Consider the following 15,263-nt stretch of genomic DNA (forward strand, 5'->3'; position numbering starts at 1 on the left):
AACGAACCCCAAGAGAATGACGATGACCCACATCGACGAATACATGACCGACCTCGGCCGCCGCGCGCGCCGGGCTTCACGCGCGATGGCGCGTGCATCGACGGCTGCGAAGAATGCCGCCCTCGAAGCCATAGCGAACGCTATTGAACGTGAGCGCGCTGCGTTGAAGGACGCGAACGCGCGGGATCTCGCCCGCGCCCGCGACAAAGGCCATGACGCGGCGTTCATCGACCGCCTGACGCTCTCCGATAAAGCCCTGAACACCATGATCGAAGGTTTGCGGCAAGTCGCCGCGCTGGCCGATCCCATTGGTGAAATAAGCGGTTTGAAATATCGGCCGAGCGGGATTCAGGTCGGGCAAATGCGCGTGCCGCTTGGTGTGATTGGCATCATTTATGAGTCGCGGCCGAATGTGACTATCGACGCCGCCGCGCTGTGTCTGAAGTCGGGCAACGCGGCCATTCTGCGCGGCGGTTCCGAGGCGCTGGAATGCAACGCGGCGCTGGCGAAATTGATCGGTGAGGGATTAGAGGCAGCCAGCTTGCCGCAAGACGCGGTGCAAGTTGTCTCCACGGCCGACCGCGCGGCGGTGGGCAAGTTGATCACCATGACCGAGTTCGTCGATGTGATCGTCCCGCGCGGCGGCAAGGGCCTGATTGCGCGGCTCATGGAAGAGGCGCGCGTGCCGATGATCAAGCATCTCGATGGCATCTGCCACGTCTACGTGGACGATCGCGCTGACCTCGTGAAAGCGTTCAACGTGTGCGACAACGCCAAGACGCATCGGTACGGTACCTGCAACACCATGGAAACGCTGTTGATCGCCAAAGGCATCGCGGCCGAGGCGTTACCCATGTTCGCACGCGAGTTCGTGGCCAAGGACGTGGAGCTGCGCGTTGACGGCGCCGCGCGGGCTGTTCTTGAAGCAGCAGCGTTCGAAGGACCGCTTACCGACGCCACCGATGCCGACTGGAGCACGGAATACCTCGCGCCCATCTTGTCGATCAAGCTGGTGGAAGGGTTGGACGAAGCTATCGAGCACATCAACACCTTCAGTTCGAATCACACTGACGCCATTGTCACGGAAGACCACGACCGCGCCATGCGCTTTCTTCGCGAAGTCGATTCAGCGAGCGTGATGGTCAATGCATCGACGCGTTTCGCCGATGGTTTCGAATTTGGCCTTGGTGCGGAGATCGGCATCTCGAACGACAAGTTGCACGCGCGCGGACCGGTTGGACTGGACGGTTTGACATCGTTGAAATACGTGGTGTTAGGCCACGGTGAAGTACGTCAATAAAGCACGCCAATAAGCGAGAAAACACCCCCGATGCTCTGGATCAAATCGCTGCATATAGTATTAGTGGCCTCGTGGTTTGCTGGCCTGTTCTACCTGCCGCGCATTTTTGTGAATCTCGCGATGGAAACCGAGCCGGCGGCCACCGCCCGCTTGCTTGTCATGGCGCGCAAGCTGTTTCGGTTCATGACGTTCATCGCGGTGCCGGCGCTGGCGTGCGGCCTGTGGCTGTTCTTGGTTGTAGGGATTGGGCAAGGTCAGGGGTGGATGCATGCCAAGCTCGGCATAGTTGTCCTGATCATTATTTATCATGCGTATTGCGGCGTTTTGCTGCGTACGTTCGCGCGTGGTGAGAACAAGCGCTCGGACAAGTGGTACAGAATGTTCAACGAGTTGCCGGTTCTGGGCTTGCTTGGCGCGACCTTATTGGTTGTGATCAAGCCGTTCTGAATCTCATCAGCGTGTTGCAGTAACAGAAATGCCGGCCACCAAGTGCCGGCGTTTTTGCATCTGGACTAAACGCACGTATTTGCCGCGATTTGCCGCGTTCGGGATCGAGTTCCTGCAGAGAGGGTCCGCACGGTCACCGTGGTGCCGGAATTTGCTTCGGGATATGGGCGCACCGAACCCAAGCTGCTGCGCGCTCAATCTACTCGGCCCACTTGTTCCCACGCTTCATTCGCCTCGGCGATGATCTGTCTGACCAGGTCAGCCGAAGTCTCCACGATCGCGTATTCATCCTGCCCCGGGCCACCCATTTTTATACGTTCATTGCGGTAGCGCATGTTGCTGGCGAAGGGCACCCGTCCGGAAGTGTGATATTCGACGCAGCCGGTTTCAGAGACCAGTTGTGCAATATTGTTCAGCCGCACCCCCGCGCCCGGCATGATCACCAGTCGTTCCCCCGCGGCCTCACGCAGTTTGCTGATCAGTTCGGCGCCATCCGCCGCGCTGGCTTCCTGGCCGGATGTGAGCAGGCGGTTGCAGCCGGTGACAATGACGTCTTCCAACGCTTTAAACGGATCACGTGCGACGTCAAACGCGCGGTGGAAGGTGGCCGGCATGGGCATGGCCAGCTCAACCAGATGCTTGGTGCGCGGCACGTCAATATCGCCGTCGGCGGTGAGCAGCCCGATCACTACGCCGTCGACACCGAGCTTCTTGCAGGCGAGGATGTCCCGCTTCATCACGTCAAATTCGACATTTGAGTACAGAAAGTCACCGCCGCGTGGCCGGATGATTACGTTTAACAAGATCCGCAGCTGGTCCCGCGCGCTGGCGATGGCGCCGTAAGAAGGTGTGGTGCCGCCCTCCAGCAGGTTGTCGCAAAATTCGACACGGCCCGCGCCGCCTTCTTGCGCCGCTAGACATGAGGTAACAGATCCCGCACAGATTTCAAGCAGAACAGGGGGTTTGAGCACGGAGAGGTTTTCCAGGTTGATGCACGGCCTTCAGCTTAAACCACCCACGGATCAAGTAGCTGCGCGGATGTGGACTGTTTAGTCACTGCGCGCAATGAAAATAAGCGTTCCGAGAAGTGGCACAGAATCTCCAACGAACTACCGGCACTCGCGGGCTGCCCGGCGCCATGTTGCCGGTCTTCAGCAAGCTCTGAATCGCTTGAGCACCTTGTCGCAGTTGATGAGGCATGTCCTTCAAGCATAGTTATTTCACCGCTTATTTTCATTTAATTTCGGAATCCATATGTTTTTAAACGGAATCTCCGGCGGGAATCCGTGGTTCGGTGAATTAGGACGCTTCTCATGGTTTCCCTAAGACCGTGCAACGAGAATCTATTCATCGCATGTAGTTCATGCGCTTTGCTGTAGATGAGGCTTCATTCCTAGGTGTATTTAGGACCTTTCCGATTTGCGACATGCAATGCGTTGCAGATAATGCTCGCGCTAAAAATTGCACTGCGCGACGAAAGCGGATCGAGTCGTCTCCACAGCCACGTTCAACCCGACCGGCCGGAGTATTTGCTCAGGCCGGACCCTCAAAAGTCAAAAGCCATGAAAAATGAAGTATCGGGCGCCTTCGCGCCTAATCGACCGGACGACGGCGCAGAGGCGTTGCCCGTATCGGTAAAAGTGGACGACACGCTGCTGAAAAGTCTCGTCTGGATGGCCGCTTACCACGGCAGGCCAACCAGCGAAGCGTCGATGCTCGCTGGCCTGCCCACCGGGCGGTTTATTTCGCCCAAGCAGGCGCAACTCGCTATTGAACAAGCTGGATTTACCGCGGGAATTATAGAGCGCCAGCCAAACGAAGTTTCCCAGATGCTATTGCCGGTCGTGCTGTTCCGCAAGGATCACGGTGGCATGATCTTGATCGGCCGGTCTCCTAAGGACGTCAAGGTCATCAAGCCTGCGTCCGAAATCAAGGAAGGCGCACAGCCCGAAGTCGACGAAATGGAAGCGGCTTATCTCGTCGTGCTTCCGGAATCGGGATCGAAGATTGTATCCATCGGCGTAAGTCAACTGAAGGCGAACTATACCGGCTATGCGATGCTGGTAAAGCCGGTCGGCCGTGTTGACGAACGTGCAGGCAAGGCGGAGCCGGCGAACGACGGTCACTGGCTTTTGAGCACGTTGTGGCGTTTTCGCCGGTACTACTGGAGCGCCGCACTGGGTGCGCTGCTCATCAACGTCCTGGCACTCGCCGGTACTTTTTTCACCATGAACGTCTATGACAGAGTGGTGCCGAACCAGGCATTTACGACGCTCTGGTCGCTGGCTATCGGGGTGTCCATTGCGATGCTGTTCGAGTTCATATCGCGTAATGTCCGCGCGCATGTGCTCGATGTTGCAGGCAAGAAAGCCGACTTGATCATGGGCGCGATGTTGTTCAGGAAAGCGCTGGCTATCCGCATGGAACACAAGCCGGCGTCGTCTGGATCGTTCGCCAATCAATTGAGGGAATTCGAGTCGGTGCGCGACTTTGTTGCGTCTGCCACGCTGGCCACTGTTTCCGATCTGCCTTTCACCCTCTTGTACGTAGCGGTGATCTTCATGATTGGCGGGCAGCTAGGCTTTATCCCGCTTTTGTTGATCCCCGTGATCATTGGCGTGAGCCTCATGATTCAGTGGCCGCTCAAGAAGGTGATGAAAGAAAACCTGCGTGAGTCGTCGTTGAAGCAGGGCGTGCTGATTGAAACCGTCGAGGGCATTGAAACGCTCAAGGCCACAGGCGGCGAGCGCTACATGCAGGAACGCTGGGAGCTGTTTTCAGCTAAAGCCTCTGATACCTCGATGAAGTCCAAACGTCTCTCCGCCCTGGCGATGAACTTCGTGTCGTGGATCACGCAGTTCGAGACAGTGATGATCGTGGTTTTCGGTGTGTATCTGATTGCCGATGGCAAGCTGACCCAGGGCGCGTTGATCGGCTCGGTGATTCTGGCTTCGCGCGCACTCGCCCCGCTTGCTCAGGTTGCCGGTCTCGCCGTGCGTTTTCAACAGGCGAAGGCCGCGCTTGACTCGCTCAGCGCCCTGATGAAGAAGCCAGTCGAACATGATCCGGAAGTTGAATATCTCAACAATCCCTCCATTAGCGGTGCGATTGAACTGAAGCGCGTGGGTTTTCACTATCCCTCGCCGAGTGGCATGAAGCCGCCCGAGTTCCTGAAGGACATCAACGTCAAGATCAATGCCGGTGATCGTGTTGCGATTCTCGGCCGGGTCGGTAGCGGAAAATCGTCGTTGCTGCGCGTGATGTCGAATCTATATCGTCCGACTAGCGGACAGGTCTTCTGCGACGGCATCGACATCAAGCAGATCGACCCCGCCGACTGGCGCGCCAATGTGGGTTACGTATCGCAGGACAGCCGCCTGTTCTACGGCTCGCTGCGTGAAAACGTCATGCTCGGACGCCCTGACGCGAGCATTCACGAACTACTTCGTGTAGGAAAACTAACTGGGCTAGATGCGATCGCCGCGGATAATCCGCATGGCTGGAACTTGCCGATTGGAGAGAACGGCGACGGCCTGTCGGGTGGCCAGAAGCAACTCGTCGCGCTTGCACGCTCCCTGATCGCCCGTCCGAAACTCATGTTGATGGACGAGCCGACCAGCGCGATGGATACGCAGACGGAAGCCGCTTTTATCACCCATCTTAACGAGGCCACGCAAGGTACGACGCTGGTCGTGGTGACCCACAGGCCGTCCCTGCTGCAACTGGTCGACCGGATCATCGTCATTGACGGCGGCCGCGTCGTCACTGACGGCCCGAAGGAAGAAGTGCTCGCTGCGTTGCGTGGCACGTCTGGGCCGGCCGTTACTTCTGCACAACATTCTGATACTCAGGCGCAAAGCGTCACGAAGGATGCGTCATGAAACTATTTACTAAATTACATCGTCTGCTTCGTTCGCTGACGCCCGGTGGCCGCAGGAAGAACGCGGCGCCCAGAATTCACCCGGCTCATACCGCCTATATGAATGACTTGCGCGAATCGCTTCTCGCGCAATCGATCCCTGGCACGATGATCATGCTCTACCTTGTCGCGGCCGTGATGATCGGCGGCGTGATCTGGGCGAAGTTCGCGAAGGTCGAGGAAGTCACGCAAGGGCAAGGGAAAGTGGTTCCGGTTCGCCGTGAACAGCTTATCCAAAGCCTGGAAGGAGGCATTCTCGCCGATATGCGTGTGAAGGAAGGCGATATTGTCCAGAAAGGCCAGGTGCTGTTGAACATCGACCCGAAGCGTGCCGACTCGTCCTACGCGGAAGGACATTCGAAGTGGGTGGGTCTGGTAGCGCGAGTCGCGCGCTTGCGTGCCGAAGCAAACCACACCCCGTTGCTGTTTCCCGCTGATATCCAGAAGGACACGGCCGTCACGCTGAGCGAAACCCAGGCATATCAGGCGCGGCGTCGGTCGCTGGAAGACTCGGTCGCATCGCTGCAACGAAGCTACACGCTCGCAATGGACGAAATCAACATGACGGAGCCGCTAGCCGCACGCGGTCTTATTTCGGAAACCGAAGTATTGCGCATGAAGCGAAGCGCAAATGACCTGCAGTCGCAAATTGTGGATCGTCGCAACAAGTTTCAGGCCGATGCCAACGACGAATTGTCGCGCCTCGAACTCGAACTCTCGCAGACCAAGGAAAATCTTGTGGGCCGTGCCGACGTGGTTGAACGCACGACGCTGGTGGCCCCGGTCAAGGGAACCATCAAGGATATTCGCGTGACCACTATCGGCGGCGTGATTCAGCCGGGCGCGCAGATCATGAGCATCGTTCCTTACGCGGATCAGCTGATCGTGGAAGCTCACATCAAGCCGCAAGACGTAGCGTTCATTCATCCTGGTTTGCCCGCAATGGTGAAGATCTCGGCCTACGACTTTGGCATCTATGGCGGCCTTAAAGGGCACGTGATTGACGTTAGCCCGGACACGCTTGTAGATGAAAAAGCTGTGCCAGGCAAAGGTGACGCGATTTATTACCGCGTCCAGGTCCTCACCGACAAAAGCGAACTTGTCGCGGCTGGGAAACACTTGCCGATCATTCCTGGCATGACGGGTAACGTCGAAATTAGAACCGGCGAAAAAACTGTTCTGTCTTACTTGCTGAAGCCGATTTTCAAATCGCGTGAAGCATTCCGCGAGAGATAAATCGATATGTCTACACGAACAAAAACCGCACAGTCAGGCTGTGCTGAGATTGAGGCTACGGTCGCACAATCGTACGGACCAGCCCCACGACGGACGATTGTGTCCGCCTTGGGAGTCCTGGTCGGAACCGGTGTCGTCACGCTTGCGTTCGGAGTTCCGGAGGCGCATGCAAAATCGGCAATCGATGAACTCGATTGGGTCCCGCAGTCCCAACAGGCCCGCCTCGCTGAACGCGCCGAACGCGCACGGCAAGCTCAGCAAGCTCAGCAAGCTCAGCAAGCTCAGCAAGCTCAGCAAGCTCAGCAAGCTCAGCAAGCTCAGCAAGCTCAGCAAGCTCAGCAAGCTCAGCAAGCTCAGCAAGCTCAGCAAGCTCAGCAGGCACAGCAGGCTCAGCAAGCGCAGCAGGCACAGCAGGCACAGCAGGCACAGCAGGCACAGCAGGCACAGCAGGCTGAGGTTTTCCCAAACGGCCTCTTAGCGGCTGACCGTGCGCCGGCTCGTGCCCAGTTTATCGACACGGCGGAATGGCCGATCGCAGCGGTGCGCCCTTTGCCATACCAGGCACCAGTGCCCCTCTCGACCGCTTCCGCCATGGCTGCGGCCCCGCTAAAGGGCTCGATGCCGGAACGGCCACTGGGCCTCGTTGCAGCGGGTCCGGCTACACCGCTTCGGCTTGAATCGGTTGAAACGCCGGCGACTGTGCCAAGGCCAACGCCAAGGCTTAACGGTGACGGCGACGGTCCTTACGCGTCCGGCCCACCTGTTGTGTCTGTCGCAGCGCGGGTGCCGAACATAAAGGCTGACTTGCAGTCATTGCGTGGATCACTCGCGACCGGCGCGGTGACGCATATGGATGATGAGCTTGCCGCGTCGTCATCGGCTTCCGGCAGGTCAAACGCCTTGCGCGATGGCACAGGCCAGCAGACGAACTTGCCCGTTGGTGCAAAAACAGACAGGCAAAACGGGGACGCTTACTCCGCGGCCCTCGCGAGTAGCGCGTCCTCGATGAACCGTCGCGGCCAGCGCAATGTTCGTTCGCTGGACACGGGCTTCTCCGAGTGGCTGGACGATGGATCCAGTTTCCGCACCCGTGCCAACGTAGCAGTGGTGCCTGAACAGGCTGTCCGTGCAGCGTTGCGAAACGCTGCCGACGCGGCGGCAGCCCGAAGTGCGACGATACGGCAGGCGCAGGCCGATTGGGATGCGGCCAAGGCGGACATCGATCAGGTTAAAGGCCAGCGTTATCCGCAAGTGCAGGTAGGCGCGAATACGCCAAGCATCACGGGCGACAGTGCGAGCTTTAACCAGTACAACCGCCCGACCGCGAGCATCGCAGTTACGACATTGATTTATGACTGGGGCAAGACAAGCAAGAACATTGCTAGCCGCACGAAGACGGCCGAAGCAACAGAGTTGTACTTCCAGACGGTGTCGCAGCAGAATGCTTACGACGTTTCATCGAACCTGGTTGAGTTGACGAAATTTAGGGCCATCTATGTGATTGGCGAGAGTTACGTCAAGCGCATGAAGCAACTTGTGGAGATGCTGGAGGAGATCGTCAAGGTCGATCCGGGTCGCCTCAGCGAGCTGACCCAGGCGAAGTCTCGACTATTGCAGGCACAGACATCGCAGCAGACGGTCGCGGCACAAGTGCGTGCCCTGCAGCTCGCGGTCCACAAACTAGTGGGCGATGAGCCCACGCCTATGCCGGCCGGCACACACTGGCAGCTTCAACTTGACGGCCTGGACGATGCTGTCGCCGCCGTCGCGCAGAATCCCGCCATCGCACAAGCGGGTGCTGAAGCGGCCGCTGCGAAGCTGAGCGCCCAGGCTGTGCGCGCGGACGGATTGCCCAAGCTGAACTGGGTCATCAACAAGAATACGGCCTCTGACGTGTTTGGCAATCGCCAGCCATGGTCGACTATGTTGCAGCTCTCCTGGACGCCGTTCCAGGGTGGCTCGCAGCGCGCTGCCGAGCGCGCTGCGTTGTCCCGGGCTTCGTCGAGCAGTGACAAGCGCGATCAGCTCGAGCTCGATTCGGAGTTCAAGGTCCGCGACGCTCATCGGGATGCTATAGCGCTCGCCGAGCGGGCGCAGATGTACGGCCAGCTTTCAGGGGAAACCGATCTTGTTCGCAAGCAGTTTTTCGAGCAGTGGTATCACCTTAATCGTCGGACGTTGCTGGACGTACTGTCAGCGGAAAGCGACTTTTATAACAACCAGGTGAGTGAGGTCACCACTCAGTTCGATTCTTATCAGTCAGTTCTTAAAATTCATCTCAATAATGGCACGTTGGGGGAATGGTTGCAGCGGACTTAACTGAGACAGAAAAATTCCTTTTATAAGAAACATCTTATTGCCGATTTGATATTAAGAAAAATCTTAGTTTGTCCGAAAGCCACTCGATATCGAATATCGGGTGGCTTTTTTCATTTGATAATTGTTAAATAGTTGGGCGGATTAAAAATTCTTTAATGAGATAGGTTTGTGCTTATCTGTTTCGTCAAAATGCGGTTGTTGAGATGCAACAAGACGCCAACATAAGAATAATCCTAAATACTGTTCGGGTCTAAAAAAAAATCTTGGCATTTCTCTCGTAATCCTTTATCAGCAAGGCCCAGAGGGTCAAGGGCCGTCTTTAAAAGTAATCGTTCATCTGATTCCATTCATCTGAGAATCAAGAAATAGTTTGGCGAAACTCAAATTAGGAGTTTTCGCATTAAGTCACGTCCATTCCAAACCTATAGTTCGTCTGCGGTCACGGTACCGGTCTTTTCGTAACCCGGTTTCAGTGCTTCGGTAGAAAGAGGCTGGGTCAAGCATAAATGCCGAGCGTTACGCGGAAGCGGCAAAAAAGATTAAGCATCTTGAAAAAGATGGTGATCGATCTCTGTTCCGAGCCGCAAGGCTATTTTCTAATTTTTGTAAAGGTATTTACATAGCATGAACAAGTCATACAAATCTGTTTGGAACGAGTCGACCGGAGCTTGGGTTGCTGTTTCCGAACTCGCAACTGGCCGTAGCAAGAGCAAGCGCGCGAAGACAGCGCTTTCAAAGGCGATCCTGACGCAAATCGCGGTAGGCGGCATGAGCTTGGCCGGCGCTGGTGCAGCCATGGCTGACGACGCCAACGTGCAAGACAAGAGCGCGACCGTCGCTGTTGCAGACGGCGTCCCCTCGAGCGCTGATTCGGACGCGTCCGCGAACGTCGTCAGCACGCCGTCGCTGCCGCATCTGCTGGGTGCGCAATTGCTCGGCGCGACCGACCCTGTGGTACCTGTGGTGACCGGTAGTGCGTATCTCGCGCAGGGCAAAATCACCAACGTAGGCGCAGATAACAGTGCTGTGGTGAGCGGTGCAGACAGCCTGGCAGTCGGCGCATACGCATCTGCGAACGACAGTTCCGTTGCTATCGGGACACGCAGCCTTGCTGGCGCGGGTCCGACGGCTGCATTCGCAACCGCAATCGGCTACCAAGCCTCTGCGACCGCCTCACAGTCGGTCGCTCTTGGCGTTGGCGCAAGCTCGTCGGGTTACAACTCGGTAGCTTTGGGCCAGGGCTCGTTGGCTGACGTATCGAATACCATATCGGTTGGTAAGGCGGGCAACGAGCGCAAAATCGTCAATGTGGCGGCTGGCAGCCTGGATGCGTCGAGCACCGACGTGGTCAACGGCTCGCAACTCGCCTCAACGAATCAAAGCGTCACGAACCTGCAAACGGTCGTGAACACGATTAGCACCCAGGGCGTGGCTAATCCGTATCTCGCGCAGGGCAAAATCACCGCTGCAGGAGCGGATAACACCGCCAAAGCAACCGGCTCGGACAGCTTGGGAGTTGGCGCATACGCTTCCGCGAGTGACTCGTCCGTAGCTATCGGAACGCGCAGCGTTGCTGGCAGCCCCACGACTGCCTTCGCAACTGCAATCGGCTATCAAGCCTCTGCGACCGGCTCACAGTCGGTCGCTCTTGGCGTTGGCGCAAGCTCGTCGGCTTTCAACTCAGTAGCACTGGGCCAAGGCTCCGTGGCTGACGTCTCGAATACCGTGTCGGTTGGCAAGGTTGGCGGCGAACGCAAGATCACCAACGTAGCAGCAGGCGCGGCAGCAACTGACGCAGTGAACGTTGGTCAGTTGACCGCAGCGGGACTGAATATCGGCACGAGCGGCGCAGTCACCAACCCGTTGGTGACGTATGACACAACGGCGAAAGATTCGATCACGCTGGCTGGTTCGAATGGCGCGCAGATCCACAAGGTCATCGCAGGTACGGCTGACACCGACGCAACGAACGTGGCGCAATTGAAGGCGATGGGCGCAACGATCGGCACGAGCGGCGTGGTCACCAACGCATTCGTGGCTTACACGGATACGACGAAGACGGCAGTGTCGCTGGGCAATGGCACGGTTGGCGCGAAGATCACGAACTTGCAAAACGGTGCAATCTCGGCCTCAAGCCGTGACGCAGTCAACGGTTCACAACTCGCAGCAGTCGCTTCGAGCGCAGCTTCGGCACTGGGCGGCGGCTCCACGATGGGCGCGGACGGCAAGATTAGTGCGCCGACCTACACCATTAACAGCAAGGCCTACACCACGCTTGATTCGGCCTTGAATGCGGCGGCTGGCTCTGGCGGCGGTACGGATCCGCTGGCAGTTCACTACACCGACGCGACCCTCACGTCAGTAGCACTCGGTACTGCCGCGGCACCGGTGAAGTTGACTGGAGTGGCGGCCGGCACGGCGAACACTGACGCAGTGAACGTTGCGCAGATGAACGCTGCAACGAACGGTCTGTCCGGCGTTGTCGACAAGCTGCGGTACATCAATTTCGGACCGAGCACCGCTGCACAGTCACAAGCGACCGGCACCGATTCAATGGCAATTGGCGGCAACTCCTTCGCAACTGCCAACCAGTCGCTCGCGTTCGGTCTTAACGCACGGGCATCGGCAATCAACTCCGTCGCTATTGGCGTCAACTCGAGCACGAATCAGGCAAATACCGTTTCGATCGGTGGCGTTGGCAAGGAGCGCCGACTGATCAACGTGGCCGATGGCACCGGTGACACGGACGCTGTTACGCTGGGCCAGGTAACGCAAATGTTCGAGGATGCGAGCACCAAGAACGTTCAACAAGTCGTACAAAGCACCCCGAAGCAGATGGTTTCGGCAACGCGCCAAACAGGTCTCCTGGGTGCGTCATCGGTAGGCGTTGGCTTGGTTTCACCGACGTTCACGCTGAACGACGTCATCCGCATTGGACCGACGGAACAGTTGGCGGCCATTGAAGCTATCGGTACCGACTCCATTGCGATGGGGTTGAACGTGCACGCAACGGGTGACTCCTCGGTCGCAATCGGTTCGAACGTCAACTCGACGAACGTCGAATCTGTCTCGGTCGGTTATATGACCATTGCAAACGGCAACGCGGCGGCTTCGTTCGGTACGCGCGCCCAGGCTGTAGCTGACGGTGGCCTGGCGATGGGTAACAACGCCATGGTCGACGGTGATGGGACGGATGGCATTGCAATCGGCACAGGTTCATTGGCCTCTAACGACCGCTCGGTCTCGATTGGTAAGACCTCTTTCTCAGGAGGCAAGCAGTCGATCGTGCTGGGCAACCAGTCGTCAGTCTTCGCCGATGGTTCGGTCGTGATCGGCAACAACAACTTGATCAAGACAGCCACGGCAACGGGTTCGTTCGTCCTTGGTAGCGGCAACACGGTAACCGGTGCAAATTCCTACGTTATTGGTAGTAACAATACGAAGGTCAGTGGCACCAACAGCATCATCCTCGGTAATGGCAGTGACGGAACGCAAAGCAATGTTGTATCCGTTGGCGGCGTGGGCACCGAACGCAAGGTCGTGAACGTTGCAGCAGGTACAACCAACACCGACGCGGTCAACCTCGGGCAGATGACTACCGCTATCAACTCGGTAGCAATCGGCGTGGGATCGTCGACCAACATGGACAACACGGTCTCCTTTGGTACAACGGCGACCGCACGCAGGCTGATCAACGTCGCGGACGGTGTGGGCGATAACGACGCCGTGAACCTGGGTCAGGTCGAAGACTTGATCGCGGACAGCGTGTCGAAGCAAATGGTCAGCACGCAGAAGGTGATGGCAACACGTAATTTGTTGACGGCTACGCCGACGCCGGTTCTGTCGGATTTCATTGCGGTTGGCACCTCGGACAAGATCGGTACCAACAGCAACACGGCAATTGGCACAGATTCAATCTCTATCGGTCTGGGTAACAGCTCGACGGGCGATCAATCAGTGGCGATTGGCTCCAACGTCAATTCGGTCGGCTATAGGTCGGTTGGGATGGGCTACGGTTCAATTGTCAACGGCGCGAGCTCGACGGCCATTGGCGTGAATGCTCAGGTGACCGCAGACGGCAGCCTCGCTGTTGGTAAGAACGTAACGGCCGAGACGGCGAACTCCACCGTCATTGGTGCGGACTCGTACATCCTCGACGACGGTAAGGGCGGCGGTTTGAACTCCGTATCCATTGGTTCAGGCAACACGGTGACCGGCACAAGTTCGATCGTGGTCGGTAGCGGCACGATCGCAATCGGCGGCAACGCCGGTGCGTCGGGCACAGACTCGATCGCCATCGGTAACGGCGCTACGGCTCCGGCTAATAGCGCAGTGGCACTGGGTGCAAACTCGGTCGCTGATCGTGACAACAGCGTGTCGGTCGGTTCCGCCGATCAGCAACGTCAGATCACGAACGTTGCAGCTGGTACGCAGGGTACGGACGCAGTCAACCTGAACCAGATGAACTCGGCGGTGGGCGGTATTGCTCGCAAGGCGTATAGCGGTATTGCGGCAGCCACTGCGCTGACGATGATTCCGGACGTCGATGCGAACAAGACGCTGTCGCTTGGTATTGGTGGCGGTACGTTCCAGGGCTACGCAGCAACGGCCATTGGCGGTACGGCTCGTATCACGCAGAACATCAAGGTGCGCGTGGGCGCGGGTTGGTCGGCAGCTGGTACGACGGTTGGTGCTGGTGCTTCGTACCAGTGGTAATCGGGATCTGATCTGAGAGAAATCCGGTTCGAAAGAGCCGGGTTTCTCGAAGGATCGGTCTTGCAGGTTTTTTGATGTACTAGTAGTTAAAGCTGTACTTAAAGCGGGTTCTTCTTCGGAGGAACCCGCTTTTTTCGTATGGAAAACAGCTTCGTGACAAGAGCCTTGTCAGGCAGGCGTGACGCGGCTTGAGAGCTTGAAAAGTCGCTCGACGACGCCCGCTTGTCTAATTCCCCACGCGTCGTCGATCCAGCACGCCCTTCGCTTCAGCCAATCGCTCCGCGAATTCCGGCCCACGCGCCAGCGCCACCCCCACCGCCAAAATATCGCCTATCGCCAGATGCGATACGCGCGATGTCATCGGCGAGAAAATGTCGGTGTCTTCATCCACGTTCGCAAACAAGCCGATGCTGGCTTTACGTGCCAGCGGCGAACTGCCATGGGTAATTGCAATGACCTTTGCGCCGGCGTCAAGCGCCGACTGCACTGCGTCGAGTATGTCCCGGGTGCGCCCGGTATTCGAGATGACCACGACGACATCCCCAGGGCCCAATAAAGCCGCCGATGTCGTATAGGTGTGGGGGTCGGAGTAAGCCACGCTCGGCACGCCAAGCCGGAAAAATTTGTGCTGCACGTCGAGTGCGGCAATGCCCGAGCCGCCCGCGCCGTAAAACTCGATCCGCCGTGCATCGGCAAGCAATGCAATCGCCGCGGCCACGCTATCCGATGACAAGCTATTGCGCACCTGCAACAGAGCGCCGATGGTGCGGTCCAGCACCTTCGCCGCGACGCCGGCAGCCGGCTCGTCGGCACGAACATCGCGGAACACGGCCGGCGCCGGGACATCGGATGCGATGCTTTGCGCCAGCCGGATCTTGAATTCGCGAAACCCTGAAAAGCCGAGTGCCTGGCAAAACCGCGCAATAGTTGGCTGACTCACGCCTGCACGTGTTGCGAAATCGGTCATTGCGAGATCGAGCACTTCGCGCGGCGCGTCAATGACGTAATCCGCGAGCTTGCGCTCGGAGGGGCGCAACTGGTCGCGCATCGCTTTTACTTGGGACAGCAACATCGTGAATCTCGCCTATGCTGGAGTTGCACGGACTATAGCTGATCTATTGAAATGTACAAAAACTACCAAATCGAGATGCAGGCAACTTGATGAGTTCGATTCGCTTTTTGCCTTATGGAGTGGCGAAATAGTAGATATAAGGGTTTTCCAGATGGTGGAAATGTAGTTTTTCTACTAAAATTAACGCCGATACACTCAAGCTTTATGTAGAAGCCGTTCACCCACCCACGTACTTGCCCAATCCCGCCGCCGGC

The 15,263-nt window shown here is 57.6% G+C and carries 8 protein-coding genes; 6 read left to right on the plus strand and 2 right to left on the minus strand.

Going from position 1 to position 15,263, the window contains the following annotated elements; genetic code table 11:
• The first annotated feature begins 22 nt into the window (after positions 1–22).
• Together SBC1_RS02730 and SBC1_RS02735 are read left to right on the plus strand one after the other, a co-directional pair.
• The gene (locus tag SBC1_RS02730; protein WP_165086457.1) at positions 23–1,300 is read left to right on the plus strand and encodes a glutamate-5-semialdehyde dehydrogenase; all 1,278 of its coding nucleotides are present in this window, start codon (positions 23–25) and stop codon (positions 1,298–1,300) included.
• A 30-nt stretch (positions 1,301–1,330) separates the two neighbouring features.
• Positions 1,331–1,747 carry a CopD family protein gene (locus SBC1_RS02735; protein ID WP_165086460.1) on the plus strand — a complete coding sequence of 139 codons (417 nt, stop codon included), beginning with the start codon at positions 1,331–1,333 and terminating at the stop codon, positions 1,745–1,747.
• 194 nt (positions 1,748–1,941) lie between these two features.
• On the opposite strand, the gene SBC1_RS02740 is transcribed toward SBC1_RS02735, so the two are convergent.
• Positions 1,942–2,718 (minus strand): copper homeostasis protein CutC, encoded by a 777-nt coding sequence (locus SBC1_RS02740; RefSeq protein WP_207958423.1) that lies wholly within the window; start codon positions 2,716–2,718, stop codon positions 1,942–1,944.
• A gap of 591 nt (positions 2,719–3,309) precedes the next feature.
• On the opposite strand from SBC1_RS02740, the gene SBC1_RS02745 reads away from it, so the two are divergent.
• The 4 genes from SBC1_RS02745 to SBC1_RS02760 all read left to right on the plus strand — a co-directional run bounded on the left by SBC1_RS02745 (position 3,310) and on the right by SBC1_RS02760 (position 13,937).
• The gene (locus SBC1_RS02745; protein WP_165086462.1) at positions 3,310–5,628 is read left to right on the plus strand and encodes a type I secretion system permease/ATPase; all 2,319 of its coding nucleotides are present in this window, start codon (positions 3,310–3,312) and stop codon (positions 5,626–5,628) included.
• A complete protein-coding gene (locus SBC1_RS02750) occupies positions 5,625–6,902 on the plus strand; it encodes an HlyD family type I secretion periplasmic adaptor subunit (RefSeq protein ID WP_165086465.1) in 1,278 nt (425 codons plus the stop codon). Before SBC1_RS02745 ends, SBC1_RS02750 begins: the two co-directional genes overlap by 4 nt.
• Positions 6,903–7,001: 99 nt before the next feature.
• The gene (locus SBC1_RS02755) at positions 7,002–9,221 is read left to right on the plus strand and encodes a TolC family protein (RefSeq protein ID WP_165987206.1); all 2,220 of its coding nucleotides are present in this window, start codon (positions 7,002–7,004) and stop codon (positions 9,219–9,221) included.
• A 624-nt stretch (positions 9,222–9,845) separates the two neighbouring features.
• Complete coding sequence (locus SBC1_RS02760) at positions 9,846–13,937, plus strand: YadA family autotransporter adhesin (RefSeq protein WP_165987208.1); 4,092 nt, start codon at positions 9,846–9,848, stop codon at positions 13,935–13,937.
• 226 nt (positions 13,938–14,163) lie between these two features.
• On the opposite strand, the gene SBC1_RS02765 is transcribed toward SBC1_RS02760, so the two are convergent.
• Positions 14,164–15,009, minus strand: a complete 846-nt coding sequence (locus SBC1_RS02765; RefSeq protein ID WP_165086471.1) for a MurR/RpiR family transcriptional regulator — start codon at positions 15,007–15,009, stop codon at positions 14,164–14,166.
• Positions 15,010–15,263: the final 254 nt, after the last annotated feature.

It is taken from the genome of Caballeronia sp. SBC1, from assembly GCF_011493005.1.
Lineage (GTDB): Bacteria > Pseudomonadota > Gammaproteobacteria > Burkholderiales > Burkholderiaceae > Caballeronia.

Coding starts and splice junctions, on each gene's coding strand:
- SBC1_RS02735 (WP_165086460.1), top strand. CDS start 1,331: ATGCTCTGGATCAAATCGCTGCATATAGTATTAGTGGCCTCGTGGTTT.
- SBC1_RS02750 (WP_165086465.1), top strand. CDS start 5,625: ATGAAACTATTTACTAAATTACATCGTCTGCTTCGTTCGCTGACGCCC.
- SBC1_RS02730 (WP_165086457.1), top strand. CDS start 23: ATGACCCACATCGACGAATACATGACCGACCTCGGCCGCCGCGCGCGC.
- SBC1_RS02760 (WP_165987208.1), top strand. CDS start 9,846: ATGAACAAGTCATACAAATCTGTTTGGAACGAGTCGACCGGAGCTTGG.
- SBC1_RS02765 (WP_165086471.1), bottom strand. CDS start 15,009: ATGTTGCTGTCCCAAGTAAAAGCGATGCGCGACCAGTTGCGCCCCTCC.
- SBC1_RS02745 (WP_165086462.1), top strand. CDS start 3,310: ATGAAAAATGAAGTATCGGGCGCCTTCGCGCCTAATCGACCGGACGAC.